Below are 22129 nucleotides of genomic sequence, written 5' to 3'. Positions count from 1 at the left end.
ATTTAAACAATTTTATGCCTTTGTGCCTTCGTGGAACTTTTCTGCTAAAGGACTATCATGAGAAAAATCATCATCGCCGGCAACTGGAAAATGCACATGAATCACCGTGAGGCTCAAACGCTGGTTCATGCGATTGCCGAAAAAGTTTCCGGAATAGAGGACGTGGAGATTGTAGTCTGCCCGCCCTTTACCTCTCTTGCGGCGGCAGGTGAAGGTATAAAGGGAACCACTATAGCGCTCGGCGCGCAGAACATGCACTGGGAGCAGAAAGGTGCATTTACCGGCGAAATATCGGCCAATATGCTCTTGACTCTGGGCTGTGAATACGTTATATTGGGACACTCTGAACGAAGAACGTACTTTCATGAAAGCGATGAAATAGTCGCAAAAAAAGTTCAATCTGCGATTAAAGCCGGGATCACCCCGATTGTGTGTGTCGGTGAAACGCGGGAAGAGCGTGAAAACGGAATAACCCGGAAAGTAGTCGAGCGCCAGGTGAAGGGTGCATTAACAAATCTGAGAGCGGATGAGTTTCATGGAACGGTGATAGCGTACGAACCGGTTTGGGCTATCGGCACCGGTCTAACCGCTACTGTTGAACAAGCTCAGGAAGTACACGCCTTTATCAGGGGACTGCTTGAGGGTTTGTTCGGGAAGAAAGCGGCAGCGGAAACAAGGATTCAGTACGGCGGCAGCATGAAACCCGGAAATGCCCGCGAACTTCTTGCGCAACCTGATATAGACGGCGGACTGATTGGTGGGGCTGCTCTCGATGCCGAATCGTTCGAAGGCATCATCCGCGCGGCGTTGTAAGTTTCATAAGGTTTAGATTTATCGTTTGTGTTTTATCAGCGCTACTCTATGGTCGAGAATACCGGTCAACACTTTTTCTACCATAAAAGAGAAACCAGAAATCATTATACATGTTTTGGGAAGGTAAGGTTTATAATGTTTCTGTATGTTCTTATACTGATAGTTCATGTTATCGTCTGTATTGCCCTTGTCATATCAGTGCTTCTGCAGTCGAGCAAGGGTGGCGGACTGGCGGGAACCTTCGGCGGATCCGGAATGACAGGCGGAGTTTTCGGCGGCAGAGGAGCTGCGCCGTTCCTTGCCAAGGCAACGACAGCGTTCGCGATACTCTTCATGCTGACATCGATATCGCTCAATTTCGTTAAACCGGGCCGTGTTTCCCAGAGTGCGATTCAGCGGGCTCTTATTGAAAGCGGAGCGGCTTCTTCTCCTTCAAGCTCGGCGGTTACAACCGAAATGCCTGTGTCGACACCTGCCGCCGGCGATAATGCGCAAACCGGTTCTGAGACGACTCCGTCTCAGAATGCTCCGGCACAGGAAGAGAAGAAATAAACTGGTTTTTGCAGTTTATGATTGTGGATTTATGTGAATGGTTCATTAAAAACTTTTTCAACCGGAAACGATAAACCGTAATCCGGCAGACAAAAAAAATACTGTTTATGAATGCCCGAGTGGTGGAATTGGTAGACACGCTATCTTGAGGGGGTAGTGGCCCACGGCTGTACCGGTTCAAATCCGGTCTCGGGCACCATATAATTCTGGCTTTCTCATGATAATTTCCTTATTCTCGCACATTTCTTACCCACTGCTACGATGCGCAGCGCGGCGAGCGTATATCATGTTTTTTCGTATCCTCATATATGAGTAATTACCCTTTTTACCCGTTGCGACGCAGATCAGCGCAGCGAGTATACGTATTTCCCGTTTTTCTCCAAACGGGAACTGAGACAACACTTTAATAAAAAAAATAGTGTTTCGCTTCAGTCCAACCTCATCCGCAGAAGGAGAACCACATGTCTGAACAACCGAAACAGAACATCACCAACCTCATGACAGAGCAGCGTAAGTTTCCTGTTCCCGATTCCTTCAGGGCAAAAGCTCATATCAGTTCCATGGAACAATACGAAAAGATGTTCAAGCGGTCGCTTGAGGATCCTGACGGATTCTGGGGAGAACAGGCCGAAACGCTTGACTGGTTTAAAAAATGGGATAAAGTATATTCGTTTGACAAAGATAAAATCATAATAAAATGGTTTGACGGTGGAAAGATCAACGTTTCCCATAACTGCCTCGACCGTCATGTAAAAGCCGGAAAAGGCGACAAAACAGCGATTCTGTGGGTAGGAGACGATCCGAACGAGGACAGGCATATCTCCTATAAAGAGCTGTATACGGAAGTCAAGAAATTTGCGAATGTTCTGAAATCTCAGGGAGTTAAAAAGGGCGACCGGGTTTGCATCTATATGCCCATGATCCCCGAACTCCCGATTGCAATGCTTGCCTGTACGAGAATTGGAGCGATCCATTCGATCGTATTCGGCGGGTTTTCCGCAGAGGCGCTCCAGGGACGCATTCAGGATTCAAAATGCTCGGTTCTCATTACCTCCAATGTCTCGCTCCGCGGCAGCAAGGCGATTCCTCTCAAGATTAACGCCGACGAGGCGCTCAAGGATAATGCCTGTCCCTCGATAAAATCGGTAATCTGTTATCAGCGCAGAGATGTTGAAACACATATGGAGAAAGGCCGTGATTTCTGGTGGCATGAACTCATGGCGAAAGTGTCCGATGAATGCGAGCCCGAGCACATGGATGCCGAAGACCCTCTGTTCATTCTCTATACCTCCGGTTCCACGGGAAAACCCAAGGGTGTGCTTCACTCAACCGGCGGTTATCTCCTCTACACAAGCGTGACTCATAAATACATCTTCGATTATCATGAGAATGATATCTACTGGTGCACCGCCGATATCGGCTGGGTGACCGGTCATTCGTATATCGTATATGGTCCCCTTGCGAACCATGCGACCTCGGTCATGTTCGAGGGCGTGCCGACATATCCGGAACCCGACCGTTTCTGGGATATCTGCGAAAAGTACGGCGTAACGATATTCTATACCGCACCGACCGCAATCCGCGCTATCGCGAGCAAAGGTTCCGATTGGGTAACCAAGCACAATCTTTCCAAGCTCAGGCTGCTCGGTACAGTCGGCGAACCGATCAATCCCGAGGCATGGATGTGGTATTTCGATACTGTCGGACGCTCGAAATGCCCGATTGTCGATACATGGTGGCAGACCGAGACCGGTGGAATTCTCATCACACCGCTGCCCGGATGCATGCCGACCAAACCCGGTTCGGCGAGCCGCCCGTTCTTTGGCGTCGAGCCTGCGATTCTCCGCGAGGACGGCTCCCTGTGCGGTACCAATGAAGGCGGGTACCTTGTTATCAAAAGGCCATGGCCGGGAATCATGCGCACAGTATATGGCGACCACCAGCGTTTTATTGAAATGTACTGGGTACAGTATAAAGGATATTACTTCACCGGTGATGGCGCCCGTATCGACGAAGAGGGTGACTTCTGGCTGATGGGACGAGTCGACGATGTCATCAACATATCCGGTCACCGTATCGGTACAGCCGAGGTCGAAAGCGCCCTGGTCAGCCACAGCGCTGTCGCCGAAGCTGCCGTTGTCGGTTTCCCTCATGAAATCAAGGGTCAGGCTCTCTATGTGTTTGTGACTCTTAACGAGGGTGTCGAGAAGTCCGAAAACCTGAAAAAAGAACTCGTTGCCCATATCCGTAAGGAGATCGGCCCCATAGCATCTCCGGATAAGATTCAGTTCACCGATGCCCTTCCCAAGACCCGTTCGGGTAAAATCATGCGCCGTATCCTCAAAAAGATCGCAGCCAATGATACAGGTGAACTTGGTGACATTTCGACACTCCTTGATCCGGATGTGGTCAAAAAACTCATCGATGAGAGGATCATATAGACTCGACCGTCATGTCGTATTTTGATGTATTTTAAAAAACATGCGGTTGCGGAAAACGTGGCCGCATGTTTCATACTACGTACATTTGAAATGAACCGGAGGGTCTATGGCAAACGAAAAAGTATTCAATCGATGGATGGTGGTTTTCGGAGCGATCCTCATTCAACTTGCGCTTGGTGCGATATATGCATGGTCGGTCTTCACCAAGGCGTTGAAGGAAGCCCCCTATAATTTCACGACTCCTCAGACACAGGCGATATTTTCAGCGGGCCTGTTCACCTTTGCGCTCGTCATGATTTTTGCCGGTATCCAGATGAGGAAAGTCGGTCCGAAACCGCTCGCCCTCTCGGGTGGACTCGTGCTCGGCGCCGGTTATATTCTTGGCGGACTGTTCGGAAATTCATTCATCATGCAGCTCATCTGCATTGGTATTATCGGCGGTGCAGGCATCGGACTTGCATATGTGGTGCCCATCGCAGTGGGAATGAAGTGGTTTCCCGATAAAAAGGGACTCATATCCGGTCTCGCCGTGGCGGGATTCGGTTTTGGCGCCACAATCTGGGTGAAGGTCGGAGGCTCGTGGTTCGGCCTTGTCGATAAGTACGGCGTTCAATCGGTATTTCTGTGGTATGGTATCGCTTTCGCCGTGATGGTTCTCATCGGGTCGATCTGGATGGTCAATCCTCCCGAAGGGTATGTTCCCGCCGGGTATGTACCGCCGTCCGCAGCGGCCGGAGGGTCAAAGAAAGCCGCAGGCCGTGACTATATCTGGCAGGAGATTCTCAAAAAGGTACAGTTCTGGACAATCTGGCTTATCTTTGTTTTCGGAGGTATGGCCGGACTCATGGTTATCGGAACCATTGCGCTTTTTGGCATCGATTCACTGAAATCCTCGGGTCTCGATGAGGCAACCGCAAAAGCAGCCGCGGGAACGGCCATGGCATGGTACGCCATTTTCAACGGTCTCGGAAGAATCGCATGGGGAAAGATATCGGATAATATCGGTCCCAAGACCGCGATTTTCCTCATGTGCCTCATCCAGGGATTTCTCATGCTGACCTTTTACAAGATGGGTACCACGGCAATAATGCTGGCAATCTATGCTTCCGCGATCGGATTTAATTTCGGCGGCAACTTTGCACTGTTCCCGACAGCGACCGCCGATCTTTTCGGAACAAAAAATGTGGGATCGAACTATCCGTTCGTGTTCACCGCTTATGGTATAGCGGGCATTGCGGGGCCGATGCTCGGCGGTTTCGTTCGTGAAACGACCGGCTCGTTCCTCATGGCGTTTTTACCGGCGGGAGTTGTCTGCCTCGTAGGCGCGGTTCTGGCATTGACCATCACCAGACCGAAGAGCTGACAACGGGTTACGACCGAACCGGACTTTTTAAAAAGCCCTGTGATTTCCGAAGAGGAATTTTCACAGGGCTTTTTTATAATATAAGTTTTATCACAAGATGCTGAACCACGTTCAGCATGACAGCCTGATCGTACGTGTGTGTACACGTCACCCTGAATTCCGGTTGTTATGCGATGTGCTGCATTTTGGTGGCAAAATCACGTCCGGATGTAGGAGGTGGCAAGGTTTTACCATCCATCTTGTAGATAGCGATCGCTTCCTCTACGATTCGGCACAGATTGTCGAACACTTCCCTTTCGTTGTCACCGTGACATCCCCCATATATAAGTCCGGGTGAACTTCCCACAAAGCACTGGTCTTTTTCCGACCATTCTACAATCTTTACATATCGAGTGCTCTCTTTCATTTTTTGCTGACCATCTCATTCCCGACAGGGAGTATCCACGGCGCAGTTTTACAAGAACCCTGTTTTTTCTCATATTCATGGGTATTGAACTTATTCCATACCATTCGCTCACCTGGATCGAGGTCCTTCATCCGGCCCTGGTGCTGCGACGACCTCGAAGTCCGAACCCTTCAGCCTCCCGAGCTCGTCCAGGCCTTCGATTCGCGAATCGGGCGCGACGGACAAGCGCCAGTCACCGCCGTTGTCGGCCACGAACATGCCATACTTCTTCAATCCTTTGAGGATCGCCTGCATATGCGGTGAATAGCCGGAGATGTCGAAATCCGCACGGAGCCGGAAACGCTCGCCCATGCGCGGCAGGTCCTGGTCGGTTTTCCTGCTGGCAAAGTGCGTGGCGGGATAGACATACGCTCTGCGCGTGTTTCTCACGGTGAAACGCATCGCATGCTCCACCATGCCCCGTTCGACCTCGTCAAACCGTATAATCGCAGGGAAGATCGGAAACCCGGCGGCATCCGACGATGTCCAGCCATCGGGACGCAGCTTGTTGGATTTCAGGTCGAAGACCGCAGCGCACGCACACTCCCAGCCTGTCCGGGTCTTCCGGCCCTGGTAGAACTCGTAAAGCATGCGATTGACCGGGTCGACAACGATGACATGCCGGTCGCCGGTCTCCTTCGCTGTCTGCGCCGCCGAAAGAGTTCGTCCATCGAGAGGCCAGTTCTCGATAGGGGCGTCATCGGGAATCGGGTAAGGCCCGGGGTCCGATTCCCCGGGATAGGTCAGAATCCGGGTGTCCACCCGCGGCTGATTGCCCGGAACAAGGATGAAGGCCATGTCAAGGTTGTACGCCAGCGGCTTGTCGGCCCCGATCAATGCAACGATCTCCTTCGAATTCTTTAAAACCGGGCATCGAGAGATATCCTCGTTCCAGGGATTGTCCGGCGGGAAGACCTGCAGGGCTGCGAGAATACGGTCTGCCTCGTCAGTGTTGAATATCACCGGTCTGGTTACGGCAGGCATTGCGGGCCGTTCGCCGGCGATAGATATGTGTGCGAAACACAGGGTACTCAGTATAGCGCTGATGACAACGCCAACTGCCTCGATAAAACGGAGTTTTATGTGAACCTTGATTTTTCTCATTGTCATTGGTATCGACCTCATTTCAGCAAATTTTTCAATCTCTCTTCGTCAGATGCACGTCTGTTTTAAATTGAAGGGAATACTTCTCAGGATTTTCAAGATTGTCAATCTCTAAATCAACGTCCAACTCCGGCCAGTATAGATGGCAGCCATGAATCAATTGAACATTTTGAATCGAATGCAATGTCTGATCTTCAAAAAACGGATATTCTTTATAGCTTAAAAAGAATTCCTTTTCTTTAACAAATAACCATATGCCGAAGGGAGTTATATTTTCAACGCTTACTGAAATGCTTTTTCCAAGCTTTGATGATTTCATTACTGTGCTCCTCAACAATTTTTTGAATTTCATTCAGCTTTTTTGGATTCAATCCATGATATACGGCTAATGACACAATAGGTTCCAGCCAGAATTTTGCTTCTCCGGCCTCGGATGTTACATGGATATGGATTCGCTCTTCTTCTTTTGAAAGAAAATAAAATCTGTATCCTTTTTCTCTGAATAGTGTTGGACTCATAGTATTCCTTTTTAAAAATCTAATATCGGAACTGTGTTATGGTTTTTTAACCATACATACAAGTTATTTGTTAAGCTTTTATCATTCTTCTTCCGATATTTTCTTAATATTTGCTTTGACTGTAGTGACTTGCGGTGGTTCAGGAAACAGTACAATTTTTCCCGGTGATTCCAATATAGATTTGCGACATTCTTGAGCATAAGTGGAATCTGTTTCTCCAGAAAGGTATTGTGCAACTTTAAATAAATCTTGTGTCTTCACAAGTACTGTACCGCTTCGTTTTGCTGCCTTTAGGCATTTCACAGTGAAATATGCGCTTCTATCATTTAATGGAAATAATCGATAGGCATTGCCGAAAAGAACACCTGTAGCTGGCTCAGACACTTCTTCACGCGCTAAGTCTTCATGGATATTCATTTCAAGTTGACGAAGTTTATCTATTCCAATCGCATTATTGTCTTTGCCCTCTGCCTCACCCAAAAAACGACCTTCGTTACTTTCGAAGACTACATCAAAATCCGACTCGCTGTCTTTATATTTATTAGCGGAGAATCCCATCAGCTTCAAGGCAAGAAGAATTGCGTCCTCCAGTGGCGTTCCTTTTTCAAAAAGTAATCGCCGAAGTATTACCTCGTTTGCAAGTTTATCTCGGAACGTCTGCTTTTGCCGTTGAAGATTCTCTATTTTTTTATCAATCTTAAGTAATTCTTCCCGTAATATCGCCTCTTTGGGTAATTTGTAATCTGGTGCTTTCGCCCATTCAGGAGTAGGTGTAATAGCTTCTGATTGCTTAAGGGTCTTATCAATTTCGATAATCGCACCAAGTAATCGATGCCCGAATTCTTGGCCTTGCTTTGTCCATTCAAATTCTCCATTATTTTTCTCTTTATAGAACTCTTCGGATTCTATATTGAGATATGGGAGCAATAATAGTGCACCAGCGGAATCTTTTTGTTTTATAAGAGCACCTACTGTTTTATCTCCAGTCTTTGTCATAACTAAGGGTTTTAAAACTTGGCCTTCTATACGAACTCTATAGGACGAATAACTGCTAAATTCAGACCAATAACTTGTGAGAAGATTACTTCCTTTCGCGAGTCGCATAGCATAACCCTTAGAGTTAAATGGCTTTAGATCAAAGGGCAGGCATTTGTAATTATTGTATAAGTCAACCAAGATTGTGGTCTTTTGATTTCGTCCAGTACCAGAATATTGGCGTTCACCCGTATCGATATAGACTTCGTAAAGCTCAGGAAGAAAGACGATGACTGTCTTGTTTGAATGGATAGCATCTGTTATTTCTCGTCTCCAGTGTTCACTGCATTCACGCAATTGAAATGAATTGTCACCGGATAAAGAGAGTTTGCCCTGATAGGTATCTTTATGAACCACAAAAAAAGAAATGCTAGGATTAAAGAGAATAATATCCCAATCCAAGAGGGATGCATCTGAATCAATACTGATATATTCAGATAGTCCTCCTGGTATCTCACATCCTACAGATGCAACTTTCTTTTCAGACATTTTTATTTTCTTTTAATATAGGCACTTAATTACTATTTCTATGATTTTCAGATAATCTCCACTTTCAGAAGATGCTTCCCGATGACACGCCACAACCGATTCTGCATAATCAATGTTTCATCAATTGGTTAGAGTCGTCCTTGCGGTATTCCAGTGTCTTTTATATGGTTTTCTCATATCACGTATCGCATTCTTCCTCAATAGTTGTCTACATGCTTTTAACGCCACAGCTTAAACGATTCAGAACGTTAGTGTAAATCATCATCGTTCTTGCTCAGATACTGCGAGAGAATCTTTCTCTCCATGCTGAATCGTACAGGCTCTCTTCTAAAGAAATCTTTGTAAATCACAGTAAATGACTAATATACTGTGAACAAAATATTATTATATCATGAGACAGTCAAGAAAAAATTTGAGTGCTGTTACTTTCATTTCCTGATTTTTAAACAACCACAAAACGATAATGTAAAAAACGACATCTCAAACTGATAATATGCATCCGGTGACTTTCCAGCTACTATCCACACTCATTTATATTCTTCGGCACAACGGAAAAAAATTCCTTGCAAGGGAAATAATAACCACCGGCCGGTGATAATAAATCTTTATTTCAGGCCGGAAACGGGGATTTTTGATGAAAATCGGGGGGGAAACCGGGTTTTCTGGCTGGCATGTAATTTGCGAGTTTATTTGCACGGTGAATTGCACGTACCATGTGTACGGACAGATTCATCGAGCTTGAAGAGCAGTTTTTTCATGTTTCCGCGCTTGTCCGGGAGACAGACATTTATGGGTAAAAGCAGAAATATTTTTATGTGCTGTGTTCTTATGGCGGCGCTCAATGCATTCGCCGCCATGGCAGAGCCTGATGACCTTTTCAGGACGTTGCCTGCGGAATCTCCGGCAAAGGGGATATTACGGATTTCAAACGCTACATATTATTCATCGATAACGGCGAACAGTGTTTTGAAACAGCGCTACGGTGTCACCGAATCACATATTTCATCGATTATCACCACCGTTGAATTCGGCATTACAAACAACATAGCCGTAAGCGGTTCATTCCCCTATTACGCCGATTTGTTTACCCAGGACACAAGAAAAGGACAGAAAACCGGCGGAGGAGATATCAGCGCCGGTGTACGTTTTGCCTATAAGCCAACGCTGGCGATCATGAGAGGTTTGAGTTTCGGGAGCAGGTTTGTCATTCCGGAAAAAATGGTCTATGGCCATGAACCCCTTGGATTCAGGCAGTTCTCGACAGGAGAGTTCGCGTATACCATCGATGCTTCATGCGGAATGGGCTTCAAACGCGTTAACGGATATTTTTCCATGGCAATGCAGATGTATCCGAATGCGACCATGCAGGATACGTCGTATCCGACAGATGTATTCTACGATACCGGTTTCGGATACCGCGGGATAGGGATGCCGGACGATGCCGGATATTCCGCAACTATCTTCCAGAACCAGTTTCATACTTCTTTCGGAGCTGTCATACCGATAAATCCATGGCTTTCCGGACTTGCCGAGTACAACTCGACCGGTTTCATATCGCGGCCTCAGCGCGAGGATATCGACCGTATCGTAACGGGGTTTCGTATAGGGAAACCGGACCGTATCAATGCGGCCATCGCCATGGATTTTCGTGTCACCGGGCAGATTCCCGTCAGGACTGTCCTGTTCAAGGTGAATATCCCATCGGTCTCTCCGCGGGGAATAAAAAGAGCGATTAAAGGAATCGAAAAACCATCGAATATCGGTGAAAAAACGAGGGCTAAGAACTCTTTTGTCGCTGTCAAGGAATTCTCCAGAAGCGATATTACCTACCTCTATGAAACCGAGCTCAGAAAAACGTTTCAGAAAAATCTCGAATCGCTCAGTGTTGTGGAGGTCGTTCCGGGGGAAAAGGTTGACAGAGCATTGCAGCAGAAAGCGCTTGTGCCGCTCGAAGAATCACCGACAGACCTCGGCGTCCGTCTCGGCGCAAATTACATAATAAACGCGGATGTCTCCGAATATTCCGTAACGCGGAAAACGGGTTTCACCATACCGCTCGTGGTTGGATTCCCTCAGACGGATTTTACGCTCAAGGCCCGTGCTTCGGTGATAGACCTTGTTACAGGGGAGACCCATGATCTGGGCATGATATCCGCTACGGTGTTCAAGAAGAGGGGTTTACGCATGTTCCCACTCGGGAAATCGTCAGATATCATATACCTGTCCGAGCCGGAACGCAGGAGTATGGAAAAACAGTTGATCGATGAATGGGTAAATAATTTTAACAAGTGTATAATTGACCATATCGACCTGTTCGATTGGGATCCGAAACGTACTATCGTACGGGGCGATGAAGATATAAAAGGCTGATTTTAGTACTAACCTCTGCACCTTCCTTGCAGACGCGACGGATAAACACGGATTACCGCTTATGACGGTATCCGTGTTTATCTTTTTTGGAATGATGTGTAATGTAATCCGGGTAATTCATGAAAATATATAACCACAAAAACACAAAGACACAAGCAGCTATAAAATCGGAATCAGAACGGACACCCAGCCTGTCTTCCCGATTTATAAGCAATGCAACTCGGTATATATGAGAAATAATCCGGGAATGATACTATCTGAATTATTGTATTTTCTGACAGAATTGGTGTCGGGGGAAGATGAGAATCAACAGGAACGTTGTTATTCTTCAAAAAGATTGCAGATCTTCAGTTGATCTTTTTTGGTGATTTTCGTGAATTTCAAACCTACAGGCTCGTGATCCTTATTTCTCACAACCAGGGACTCCGCTTTCCAGTTTTTAAGAGGGGGATGATCGACAGTCAATCTGATGAGAAAATTTTCATCGGGAATGACCCCTTTTTTTAACTGTACGCTGGAAAGACATAAACCTCCGAAGCTTATATTTTCCACCACTGCTTTTCCATAATCAACCGGCTCGGATTCATTCGGGAACATCATTTCGACTTTAGCAATGATATTGAGCCTTGTCCTCGGCCAGCGCCGTTCGTTTTTCAAATACTCTCTCCGCTTTTGATCATCACTGTCACTGGTCAGTATACTTTCTTTCCGAAGAAGATATACTTTTTCCAGGTTGTACTTAATGATATAGTCATCAGCGCCCACATCCGGTATTTTTGCGGTTTTACCGAGGGTTGTATTGCAGAAAATTTTTATATTCTGGAGCGTTTCGTGCCTTCTGAGGGATTTTATAATCAGTTCCGCCGGAATGTCGGCCAGATGGTCATCGACGATGAGTAAATCCGGATTGTCTCTGACACATGCTATGAGAGCATCACAACCGAGGCTGACATTTTCTATATGCACTTTTTGATCGTCTGCGAACAACTTCCGGACAGCAGAAACCAGCTGTTTATCCCGCGTAGCGATTAGGAGATGCCAGTTCGTCTCTTCGGATATCGATAAATTGAGGAGAAGGTCGATTTCCTGCGGACTATGTATTTTTACTTTATTCATAATGGTACTCTCTTTTTCCCAATATAAAATTTGGCTTTAACAAGCAATGTGCGCTATGTCACATATTCAGGGAAAATACCGGGGTATCGGATAATTTTATGGAAAATTCCTTATAAAACGTGTCCGTACACAAATGCACCGCTATACAACCGTGAGTTTCGCAAAAGGTATCCAAAGATATTCAACCATTGACAGAGTACTGTTTCCACATATCGATATAATCTACGACTACCCGCGTTCTATGCCTGTTTTTATATGAATATGAATGCTTATCTGGCTTGCGAAGTAAATCGGAAATAATTGAGCCGGCAAGGAAAATAATATATATAAATGTACGAAAAAAGAAAGTTAAAAATATAAGGATAATAAAAACATTTAAAATTGATTATCTATTCATTTTATAATGTCGTTTCAAATTCAGAACACCTGGTTCGCAACAAATACGGATTCATCGGTGCTGCTGAAAAAAACGAATACTACCATTTTAATGGATTCATCGGTTGCCAGAAAATCCTTTATCACCGCGGATGCGATTGCAGCAGCCAGTTCTTTCGGAAATCCGTATACACCCGTCGAGATGGCGGGGAATGCCACAGTTGAACATCCTGTATCGACTGCAACTTTAAGCGAGTTGCGGTAACAGTTGCCGAGAAGCTGCTTTTCGTCATGTTTACCGCCGCGCCATACCGGGCCGACCGTATGAATGACATACCGGCATGGAAGCCTGCCCGAAGTGGTGATAACCGCCTCTCCGGTAGGCAGGCCATCGGGAAACTGTTCTTTCCTGATTTTTTTACAGGCGTCGAGTATTTCATGGCCGCCTGCCCTGTGTATGGCGCCGTCAACGCCTCCGCCGCCCATGAGGCCGGAGTTTGCAGCATTGACTATGGCATCGACAGTTTCATGGGTAATATCGCCTGTTTTGACAATGATCCTGCCATCAAGAAATTCACGCATGTTTTTTAAGCCTCCTGTTAACAATATATAAAAGAGCCGGGTCTCGGTGGATGAATATCAGTATGATAAATATCTCCGATCATCAATAAACACCTGCCATCGGTATTTCATGATTTATGCCTGTGGAGAGAAATTGTTTGCGGCTGTTTATACTGAGTCCTATATTATCGTATACTATTTAACATAACAGGAAAGCATATTGAAACGTAAGGAAAATATAAAATGCCTTTTGTATACAGTTACGGTCTTCCAAAAGCCATAAAATCACTTTTAATTACAAATGCAGTAATATTTGTGATCACAAATCTCTTTATCCCAAGCGGTTTATGGAGTGCATTATTCGGTCTGACACCGCTTTATATATTGAAAAAGTTTTGGATATGGCAGTTTTTCACGTATATGTTTCTTCACGGAGATTTCTGGCATATCGGTTTCAATATGTTCGCGCTGTGGATGTTCGGCAGTGAGCTCGAATATAACTGGGGAACACGGGATTTTCTGAAATATTATTTTACCTGTGGAATTGGCGGCGGGCTTCTCGTTCTGATTACGTCGCTTATCGGTTTTTCGAACCCGTATGCCACCACAATCGGCGCGTCGGGAGCGATATTCGGGCTGCTTCTCGCCTATGGCATGATGTGGCCTGACAGGCTGATTCTGGTATTTGGAATACTCCCGATGAAAGCGCTCCAATTCGTTATTCTTTTCGGCGCGATCGATCTGGTCATGGGACTGAGCAGATCCAATACGAAAATTGCATATTTCGCTCATGTCGGTGGTTTTGTAACCGGTTTTATTTATCTGAAATACGGCTGGCGGGTTATGATTAACCTTGAAAGTATCTGGAAACACAACGCTGTCTCACGATGGTGGAGGAGAAGAAAGTTCACCGTTATCGACGGGGGGCGCGGAAAATCAGATGAAGATGGTGGCGACGATCAGTCTCATCCCGATCTCGATGAAGAAGTGAATCGTATTCTGGACAAAATCGCCCGTCACGGCATGGACAGTCTCAGTGATAATGAACGGCGTATACTCGACCGTGCGTCTCAGAGGAAACGATAGATTATATGAAAAAAAGTATTCTGATGGTTGCAGTTTTTTTCTGCATGGCGCTTGTTTCCCGTGGTGAGGATTCAGACCTTATGCAAATGTGGAAAACAGGGCTCAATCCTTTCCGGCTCAAGGGATTTATCAGTCCAGATGTGTGTGGAAACTGTCATACCGATATACACGAGATGTGGAAAGGCTCCATGCATTCGACCGCATTTGACGATCTCCTTTTCCGCGCCGCCACGAAACGTTTCGTTGCCGATACCGCAAACCAGGGCGAACTTGACGACGCCGAACACTGCGTGGCATGCCACAACCCCGTTGCCTACCGTTCGGGACAGATACAGGGTTCTTCCGACAGCTACGACAAGACCGACAGTGTGACCCGGAACGCCATTTTCTGCGACATGTGCCACAGTATCAACGAAGTTATCCTTCTCATGAACGCATCGTTCAATACCGATCCCGGAAGAAACGAGGATGATCCCGGAGTCAAGCGCGGCCCGCGTGACGATTCGGAGCCGGTGTACCACGAGGCTGTCTATTCCGGGCTTCATACCTCGGCTGAAATCTGCGGAACATGCCATAATGTGACTCATCTCTGGTATATGACAAAGCTTGAGGGAACCTACGACGAGTGGTATAACAGTCCCTATAACTCTCCGGATCCTGAAAAACGGGTGGTCTGTCAGGACTGCCATATGCGTCAGGCGCCCGGAAAGCCCTCGACAGGCATGACCGAACGGCCCGATTATCCCGGGAAATCGGCGGAAATGGGCAGGGAACGACCCCATATATACCGTCACAGCGTTGTGGGCGGAAATGTATTCATGACTGAGCTGCTCGGGAATACCGAAAAAGCCGCGCTTGCGCGGGAACGTCTCATGCATGCCGCGGAACTCGAAATCATGGTTCCCGAATCCAAAGGCGCTCTTGATGGATTCACGGTGCGTGTGAAAAACGAGGGCGCCGGGCATATGCTCCCGACGGGTGTTACCGAATTCCGCCAGATGTGGCTCGAGGTCACGGTACTGGATAAAAAAGGCAGAACGGTATTCTTTTCCGGTATGGCGGAAGATGGCAGTATTCCGGAAAATACATGCCTGTTCAACACTGTTTTCGGTGATTCCGAGGGAAATCCCACCATCGATGTTGTAAAGGCCTCACGGATGCTCTATGATCATCGTATTTCGCCGAAAGGCTATCATGATGAGACATATGGGTTGAAAAAACCATGCAAAAAGCCTCTGACTATCCGTGCGGAGCTCAGGTACCGTTCGATGGACCCGTCTGTTGTAAAACTGCTTCTTGGTGAACAATCGAAGGATGTTCCGGTAATTTCCATGGCTGTCACTGAACGCCCGGTGAAATAACCGCTCCATGGGGGATGCTCTCTTACCGTGTCGCAAAATATGCCAGAACACCGGATATGACAAGCAGCGTTCCGATCATGGTTTTTATATGGGATGCCGTCCGGATTACCGACCTTCCGGTATCACGGCTGAACAGGTGTCCGTCGTCGGTCGATCGCGCATGGTCTTTTGATATGGTATCCCTGGCTGTTTCCATGGTACCCGACGCAAAAAGAACGAAACCGGAGTTATCGGTACATTGTATGTGGACGGTCAGATGTACTGTTCGGTCATAGCCGCTTTCGTTCCTGATGAGCACGATTCCCGTATCGGTGACAGCGATATCGAGCGTAAAGTCGGCTCTGAGATAATCGTCAGTGAGGGTAAAACCGCGGTGGGTCACATATGTTTCAAGGGCTTTACGGGTCATATCCGAAAGCGGGATTCCGCGGGAACAGGTCAATCGTGCCGTCGAACCGGGCAGTTTACCGGAACGGGAAAGTATCGTATCCGCTGATTTTGTCAGCAGTGACAGGCAGACTTCGGCATCGGTTGCCGGGTGTTCGTCAGCGTGACACAGACCCGGGAAATGTATAACGAGCACGATCAGAGCGATGATGGTCCCTCTCATGGTTTTGACTCTTCTCCGCTTCCGTTTTTCGAAAGGATTTCCCTGCATAAGTTTTATTTAGTCATACATACACTGATACTATGATACTATACAAGCAAAAAATATAAAAATTCTGATGAGAATCACGGTAGAAAAACATCTTCAGTTTATTAACATGAGATTGTTAAAAATCAATGGATAGCGGGATTATTTCATCTGTCGTTTCATAAAGTACAATCATCCGGTGTGTCAGGCAGATTCAATATAAGAATTTCGGAAAGAAAACCATATGATAATTCTGTATATCATCCTGTTTTTTTTCGGATTGCTGATTCTTGCGGTTTTCCTACCGGTAAAAATGTACTTCCGCGCTTCGGGAGATTCGGATGACGGATTCATGTATGAAATCAGGATTCATGGATTCAACGGATTATTCGGCGGGGGATTTCACAAGCTGGAAAACGCTTATCAGATAGAGAGTTATGTTTGTTCAAGGTGTATACTGAAGCTCGATGTAACGAGAAAAGTCTCTGTGCTGTCACGGGCTGTCAGGACCCGCATAAAAAAACGGAAAGAAAAAAAAGAGATACAAGAGAAAAAACCGGCAGCGGGGAAGGGCAGAGGTATATCCTGGTATTACTGCCTTGCCCGCGATATTTTCTCAGCGCTGAGGTGGGTAATCCGCGAATTTCACGATATGATAGGATTCGACGAAGTTACCGCGAATATAAGGCTCGGTCTGGGATATCCGCATATTACGGGATGGATAATCGGCGCTTTATATGCGTTCAACGGTATTCTGCCGGAAAAATACAGGATTCAACCATCATGGAATTTTACGCGGAGGGTTATCGCGGGCGACATTATCGTACGTGTCACCGTGAGAGGATATATTTTATGGATAAGACTGATGACGAGAACTCCCTGTATGCTATACCGTAAAAGGGAGCGTATCATGTACTGGTTCAGGGAAATGAAACGGAAAAATTCTTTACAGGAGGTATGATCATGAATGTAGCCGAAGCCGCAAAAGTTGTCATGGAACAGATAAAGGAAACAGTCCGGTCCGAAACTGTCATCGGAACGCCGGTTCAGGCCGAAGATTCGGTTATAATACCCGTATCGCGGGTAGCGTTCGGTTTCGGGGCTGGAGGCGGCGAGAACAACGAACCCGGCAAAGGGAGCGGGATGGGGACCGGCGGAGGCGCTTCGATCGAACCGGTAGCGTTCGTGGTGGTTTCAAAAGGAAAAGCGCAGCTCCTTCCTCTGAAAAGCCGTGAAGCGACGCTGACACGCATCATCGATCTTGTTCCGCCGCTGCTCGAAATGTTCAAGGAAGTTTTATCGAAGGATAAAGAAAAAGATAAGGATGAACAGGAAAAATCGAAAAAAGAGGACGCATGAAACGGGTTGCATTCCAGGGTGTGCTGGGAGCATTCAGCGAGCTTGCCACTTATGAATATTTCGGCAGGGACGTAACTGTCGTGCCGCGTCCGACGTTTGCGGAAGTATTCGATGCAGTTTCGGGCAGTGATGCCGACCATGGCGTTATACCCATTGAAAATTCGCTTGCCGGAAGCATCCATGAGAATTACGATCTCCTTCTCGATCGGAATCTGGTGATCACCGGTGAGGTCAAGCTGAGGATTATCCACAATCTTATCGTGAACAAGGGTGTGCGGCTGTCGGACATCAGGCGGATTTATTCCCATCCGCAGGCGCTGTCCCAGTGCAAGGATTTTCTTCATGCGCTTGCGGATGTCGAGCAAGTCAGCGTTTATGATACTGCGGCATCGGCGCTCAAAATCAAAAACAGCGGAAAAACAGACGAAGCCGCCATTGCAAGCGAGCAGGCCGCCATAGACTACGGGCTTGAAATCATCAAATCCGCTATCGAATCAAACCACAAAAATTTCACTCGTTTTCTCGTGCTTTCGAAGGAACTGGCGGAAGAAGCCGGGAATGCAAAAACATCAATTGTATTCGCAACCAAAAATATTCCGGGAGCGCTTTTCAAGAGTCTCAGTGTTTTTGCTCTCCGCGATATCGATCTTTATAAGATTGAGTCGAGACCCATTCCCGGATCGCCATGGGAATATCTTTTTTACCTCGATTTTAACGGTGATATCCGTCATGAAGTAACTAAGCGGGCTATAAACCATCTCGGCGAGATCGCCAGCTTTCTCAAGGTTCTGGGATCGTACCGCAAGGGTGATGAGGTCGTGAGCCATATCAGGGAACGACATGAATGATATTCTTATCGTCCGTTTCAGCTCGCTCGGGGATGTCGTTCTGTCAACCGCTGTTGTGGAAGCGGTTTACCGGGGGCTGCCCGGAACCCGCATATATATCCTTACAAAGAGCATTTATACGGGGTTATTCCATGCCGATGAGCGCGTCGCACGTGTGATCGCCATTCAGGGTGATGAATCGCCGCTCCGGATAGCGCGGATGACCGGCCGCGAGCGCTTCGATGCTGTCATCGATCTCCACGGCACGCTGAGAAGCATGGCTGTTGTCTCCCTTATCAGCTCGCCGCGTAAAATGCGACTCGACAAGCATCCGATAGCACGCCGTCTTATGGTGTGGACCCGGAACAGGTTCAGACGGAATTTCGATGTCCTCGACAGTTATCTCCGGACTTTGAAACCGCTTGGACTCGATGGTACGGTTCTGCCGCGGATCGTTCCTGACGATAAAACTCTCCACGCCGCATCCGCTCTCATCAAGGCATACAAACCGGGGAACGGGATAAAACCGGTCGGTCTTGCTCCCGGAGCAAGGCATCAGACAAAGCGATGGAATGAGGAATCATTTGCCCGTCTTGGCGATACTCTTGCCGAAAACGGCTATCTGCCGGTATTTATCGGTGACCGGTACGATGAACAGCTTATCGGGCGGGTTCGCGGCATGATGACCCGTGAATCGTTTTCCCTGGCCGGAAGTATCGATCTGACAATGACTGTCGGAGTAATCGCCGTTCTCAGAGGACTGGTCACCAATGACAGCGGTCCCATGCACATTGCCGGCGCGGTCGCCACCCCGTTCGTGGCGATTTTCGGTCCCACGCATCCGAATCTTGGGTTTGTTCCGGGATATCCCTCGGGAAGTATCCTCCATTCCGGTGTCCCGTGCAGCCCCTGCAGTATTCACGGGGAGAAAAAGTGCCGGATGAAGGTGCGGTTCTGCATGGACGGTATTACATGCGGAATGGTATTTGAAGAACTCATAAATGTCATGGCGGATGGATTTTCCTGAGTGGCAAAGAGGCAAAGGGACAGAGGGACAAAGGGACAAAGAGTAGAAGGGGATCCTGAAAAGAGTTTTTACCCGGATCAGCTATAAATAAAAATCCGTGTATATCCGTGGTCAATTGTTTGTTATGAATAATCCGTTATAATGAGTGCTGTACGAACATTTAAAAATCATATACCCATGATTTCTCCCGATACGTTCGTTTCCATAGATGTCGAGACAACCGGCCTCGATTCGGATCTCCACGAGATCATTGAAATCGGCGCGGTGAGGGTCAGCGAGGGCGCGGTTGTCGCCGAGTTTTCCGAACTGGTGAAGCCTGAGCATCCGATCCCTGATTTTATCACCCATCTTACCGGTATTTCCAATGATGATGTGGAGCATTCCCTGCCTGTACGGGATGTCATCCCCGGGCTGCTCGATTTTCTGAAGGGCTACCGTCTTCTCGGTCACAACGCCCGGTTTGATGTCGCTTTTCTGCGCCATGCTGCCGGAATCGGAAATATCGAAACGGCAATCGATAATATCGAGCTCGCCCGGATAGTACTCCCGCGGCTTCCATCTTACAGCCTCGACAGTCTCATCGATTTTTTTGGCCTTACTCCCGAAAAACGCCACCGCGCCCTCGATGACGCGCGAATCACGGCGATCATTTTTCTCAAGTTCATCGACATGCTCAGGATGATTCCCGATCATCTTTTCAACGATCTTCACAAGATTTGCTCAAAGACCGGGAGCGCGCTCGGTGAGGTTTTCGACGCCCAGTTAAGGGAACGTCTGGAAGGTAAACGGTTCCCGGCAAAAAAGGCCGTAGACGAAACCCGCGGGAAGTACGGCACCGATAACAATATCTTCGGCGATTTCTCAGAAGACACGGGTATTGAGGAACCGCTGAAAGCGACCATCGACCCGGCGGAGATCGAGGCCATTCTCAAAACCGGGGGGAAGCTTTCCATGGTTCACGACTCCTATGAAGAGCGTACCGGACAGATTATGATGGCGAAACGGGCAGCAAGGGCGTTCAACGATTCGGAAATCCTCCTTGCCGAGGCAGGTACCGGAATCGGGAAATCCATTGCCTATCTCATCCCGTCGATTATCTGGGCAGAACGGTCACGGGAACGGGTGATAATTTCGACCAATACGAAAAATCTTCAGGAACAGCTTTTTTCAAAGGATATTCCCCTCCTGAACACCATGCTCGATTTCCCATTCAGAGCGGTGATTCTCAAGGGAAGGGGCAATTATCTGTGCATGAACCGATGGAAGAGCGTTGTCGATTCACCAGAACATTTTCTGACGAAACAGGAACGCGACCTCGTGCTCCCCGTTGCCGCCTGGCTTCAGGAAACGAAAAGCGGCGACCTGTCCGAAACCGGATTTTTTACCATGCTCCATGACAGCGGTCTTCTCGATCATATCAACTCCGAGACCTCATCATGCAGGGGCGGCAGGTGTGTTTTCAGGGAACAGTGCTTCATTACCCGTATACGGCGGGCGGCACAGCGCTCCCATGTGATCATAGTCAACCATTCGCTCGTTTTCTCGGATATGGTATCGGATGGCGGTGTTCTCGGCACGTACAGCCGCATCATCTTCGACGAGGCGCACAATATCGAGAAAGTCGCGCTCCGTTTTCTTGGTGTCACCTTCAATTATTACCGTGTGCGCCGTATCCTGAACCGTCTGTACTCCCCGCAGGATGGAAAGTACGGTATCCTTGCGGTTCTCCGTGAATGGGTGGAGGAGATGATCAAGGCATGGCCCGAGTATGCAGCGAATGTGCAGATATTCGAAGATGCCGTCACCGCTGTGGAGCATGTCCGGTCAGTCACCGGCGAGTTCTTTACCTGTCTCGATGCGGCGGTGCGGATGGAGGCTGCTCAGGACAAGAACGGCCATGCAGGGAAACTGAGATATTCCGGCGCGTCCCCCGTTTTTTCACAGTGCGCTGATCCAGCCGAGGCGTTTAGTTCCGGTATCACGGAACTGGTGAAGATAATCGGCAGTATTATCCTGTTCATTTCAGGTGTCCCATCGGGCCGGCTCAATCAGAAGGAAGATATTCTCATCGATCTCGAGGAAATCCAGAAAAACCTTGTCGGGCTCGGCGGCGACTTTGCTTTTCTCCTCGAAGCCGGGGGACGGAATGTATTCTGGTTCGAATATCCCGAAAACGGCACGCCTTACGCTCTTGGTATTCACAGCGCCCCGCTCGATGTGGCGGAAAAGCTGGCAGTGGGTCTGTATGACCACATGGAGACGGTGGTGATGACTTCGGCCACTCTTGCAGTCGCCCGCGATTTTTCATATATCAGGGACCGTCTCGGCCTGAACCTCGACGACAGGGAAAGAACCACGGAATTCATTGCCGATTCGCCTTTCGACTACACACGGCAGTCGGCGCTCATCGTTCCCTCGTTTTTGCCGTCACCCAAACAGGAACAGTTTATCGAGGAATGCAACCGCCTAATCCTCCTCATCGCAAGCAGCGTGAGGAGAGGGATGCTCGTCCTGTTCACATCATGGGGACATCTCAACCGGGCGTACCACGATCTCAGGGAACAGTTTGTCAGGAACGGTATGACACTGCTGGTTCAGGGAATCGATGGCTCGCGGAGCCTTCTTTTGCGCCGTTTCAGTGATGAACCCACAT

General features: G+C 47.9%; 19 protein-coding genes and 1 tRNA gene. 13 read left to right on the top strand and 7 right to left on the bottom strand.

Features of this window, described 5'->3' with window-relative positions:
* Window positions 1-57 precede the first annotated feature (57 nt).
* The 5 genes from tpiA to LLG96_16685 all read left to right on the top strand — a co-directional run bounded on the left by tpiA (window position 58) and on the right by LLG96_16685 (window position 5169).
* Entirely contained in the window at window positions 58-813 is a 756-nt protein-coding gene (gene tpiA / locus LLG96_16705; protein MCE5251849.1) for a triose-phosphate isomerase, read from the top strand.
* Between the two features lie 135 nt (window positions 814-948).
* The gene (gene secG, locus LLG96_16700; GenBank protein ID MCE5251848.1) at window positions 949-1365 is read left to right on the top strand and encodes a preprotein translocase subunit SecG; all 417 of its coding nucleotides are present in this window, start codon (window positions 949-951) and stop codon (window positions 1363-1365) included.
* A 113-nt stretch (window positions 1366-1478) separates the two neighbouring features.
* A tRNA-Leu gene (locus LLG96_16695) sits at window positions 1479-1564 on the top strand.
* 262 nt (window positions 1565-1826) lie between these two features.
* Window positions 1827-3806, top strand: a complete 1980-nt coding sequence (gene acs / locus LLG96_16690; protein ID MCE5251847.1) for an acetate--CoA ligase — start codon at window positions 1827-1829, stop codon at window positions 3804-3806.
* Window positions 3807-3912: 106 nt separating this feature from the next.
* On the top strand, window positions 3913-5169 hold the full coding sequence (locus LLG96_16685; GenBank protein ID MCE5251846.1) for an OFA family MFS transporter: 1257 nt from the start codon (window positions 3913-3915) through the stop codon (window positions 5167-5169).
* Between the two features lie 514 nt (window positions 5170-5683).
* On the opposite strand, the gene LLG96_16680 is transcribed toward LLG96_16685, so the two are convergent.
* The 4 genes from LLG96_16680 to LLG96_16665 all read right to left on the bottom strand — a co-directional run bounded on the left by LLG96_16680 (window position 5684) and on the right by LLG96_16665 (window position 8760).
* On the bottom strand, window positions 5684-6724 hold the full coding sequence (locus LLG96_16680; GenBank protein ID MCE5251845.1) for a hypothetical protein: 1041 nt from the start codon (window positions 6722-6724) through the stop codon (window positions 5684-5686).
* Window positions 6725-6752: 28 nt separating this feature from the next.
* The gene (locus tag LLG96_16675; protein MCE5251844.1) at window positions 6753-7037 is read right to left on the bottom strand and encodes a DUF2442 domain-containing protein; all 285 of its coding nucleotides are present in this window, start codon (window positions 7035-7037) and stop codon (window positions 6753-6755) included.
* Entirely contained in the window at window positions 6994-7236 is a 243-nt protein-coding gene (locus LLG96_16670; GenBank protein ID MCE5251843.1) for a DUF4160 domain-containing protein, read from the bottom strand. Before LLG96_16670 ends, LLG96_16675 begins: the two co-directional genes overlap by 44 nt.
* An 81-nt stretch (window positions 7237-7317) precedes the next feature.
* On the bottom strand, window positions 7318-8760 hold the full coding sequence (locus tag LLG96_16665; GenBank protein ID MCE5251842.1) for a hypothetical protein: 1443 nt from the start codon (window positions 8758-8760) through the stop codon (window positions 7318-7320).
* A gap of 789 nt (window positions 8761-9549) precedes the next feature.
* Here LLG96_16665 and LLG96_16660 point away from each other — a divergent pair.
* On the top strand, window positions 9550-11130 hold the full coding sequence (locus LLG96_16660) for a hypothetical protein (GenBank protein ID MCE5251841.1): 1581 nt from the start codon (window positions 9550-9552) through the stop codon (window positions 11128-11130).
* 321 nt (window positions 11131-11451) lie between these two features.
* Here the strand turns inward: LLG96_16660 and LLG96_16655 are convergent, their stop codons facing one another.
* The gene (locus LLG96_16655) at window positions 11452-12246 is read right to left on the bottom strand and encodes a hypothetical protein (GenBank protein ID MCE5251840.1); all 795 of its coding nucleotides are present in this window, start codon (window positions 12244-12246) and stop codon (window positions 11452-11454) included.
* A gap of 417 nt (window positions 12247-12663) precedes the next feature.
* Complete coding sequence (locus LLG96_16650; protein ID MCE5251839.1) at window positions 12664-13203, bottom strand: O-acetyl-ADP-ribose deacetylase; 540 nt, start codon at window positions 13201-13203, stop codon at window positions 12664-12666.
* A 222-nt stretch (window positions 13204-13425) separates the two neighbouring features.
* Here LLG96_16650 and LLG96_16645 point away from each other — a divergent pair, with 222 nt between their 5' ends.
* Both LLG96_16645 and LLG96_16640 read left to right on the top strand, forming a co-directional pair.
* Window positions 13426-14268 carry a rhomboid family intramembrane serine protease gene (locus tag LLG96_16645; GenBank protein ID MCE5251838.1) on the top strand — a complete coding sequence of 281 codons (843 nt, stop codon included), beginning with the start codon at window positions 13426-13428 and terminating at the stop codon, window positions 14266-14268.
* Between the two features lie 5 nt (window positions 14269-14273).
* The gene (locus LLG96_16640; GenBank protein MCE5251837.1) at window positions 14274-15629 is read left to right on the top strand and encodes a cytochrome c family protein; all 1356 of its coding nucleotides are present in this window, start codon (window positions 14274-14276) and stop codon (window positions 15627-15629) included.
* A 22-nt stretch (window positions 15630-15651) separates the two neighbouring features.
* Here LLG96_16640 and LLG96_16635 read toward each other — a convergent pair whose 3' ends face one another.
* Entirely contained in the window at window positions 15652-16239 is a 588-nt protein-coding gene (locus LLG96_16635; GenBank protein MCE5251836.1) for a hypothetical protein, read from the bottom strand.
* Window positions 16240-16507: 268 nt separating this feature from the next.
* Here LLG96_16635 and LLG96_16630 point away from each other — a divergent pair, with 268 nt between their 5' ends.
* The 5 genes from LLG96_16630 to LLG96_16610 all read left to right on the top strand — a co-directional run.
* Window positions 16508-17224 (top strand): hypothetical protein, encoded by a 717-nt coding sequence (locus LLG96_16630; protein ID MCE5251835.1) that lies wholly within the window; start codon window positions 16508-16510, stop codon window positions 17222-17224.
* A gap of 2 nt (window positions 17225-17226) precedes the next feature.
* The gene (locus tag LLG96_16625; GenBank protein ID MCE5251834.1) at window positions 17227-17622 is read left to right on the top strand and encodes a sporulation protein; all 396 of its coding nucleotides are present in this window, start codon (window positions 17227-17229) and stop codon (window positions 17620-17622) included.
* A complete protein-coding gene (gene pheA / locus LLG96_16620) occupies window positions 17619-18470 on the top strand; it encodes a prephenate dehydratase (protein ID MCE5251833.1) in 852 nt (283 codons plus the stop codon). Before LLG96_16625 ends, pheA begins: the two co-directional genes overlap by 4 nt.
* Window positions 18463-19476, top strand: coding sequence for a glycosyltransferase family 9 protein (locus LLG96_16615; protein ID MCE5251832.1), 1014 nt, complete (start codon window positions 18463-18465; stop codon window positions 19474-19476). The genes pheA and LLG96_16615 overlap by 8 nt, the downstream gene beginning before the upstream one ends.
* Window positions 19477-19617: 141 nt before the next feature.
* Window positions 19618-22129, top strand: a 2512-nt coding sequence (locus LLG96_16610) for a 3'-5' exoribonuclease (protein ID MCE5251831.1), incomplete at its 3' end; no start/stop codon positions are given.

The sequence above is a fragment of the bacterium genome, from assembly GCA_021372535.1.
Taxonomy (GTDB): Bacteria; Latescibacterota; Latescibacteria; order Latescibacterales; family Latescibacteraceae; genus JAFGMP01.
The sequence above is the reverse complement of the archived record's forward strand: the minus strand, read 5'-3'. Positions and strand labels throughout refer to the sequence as shown.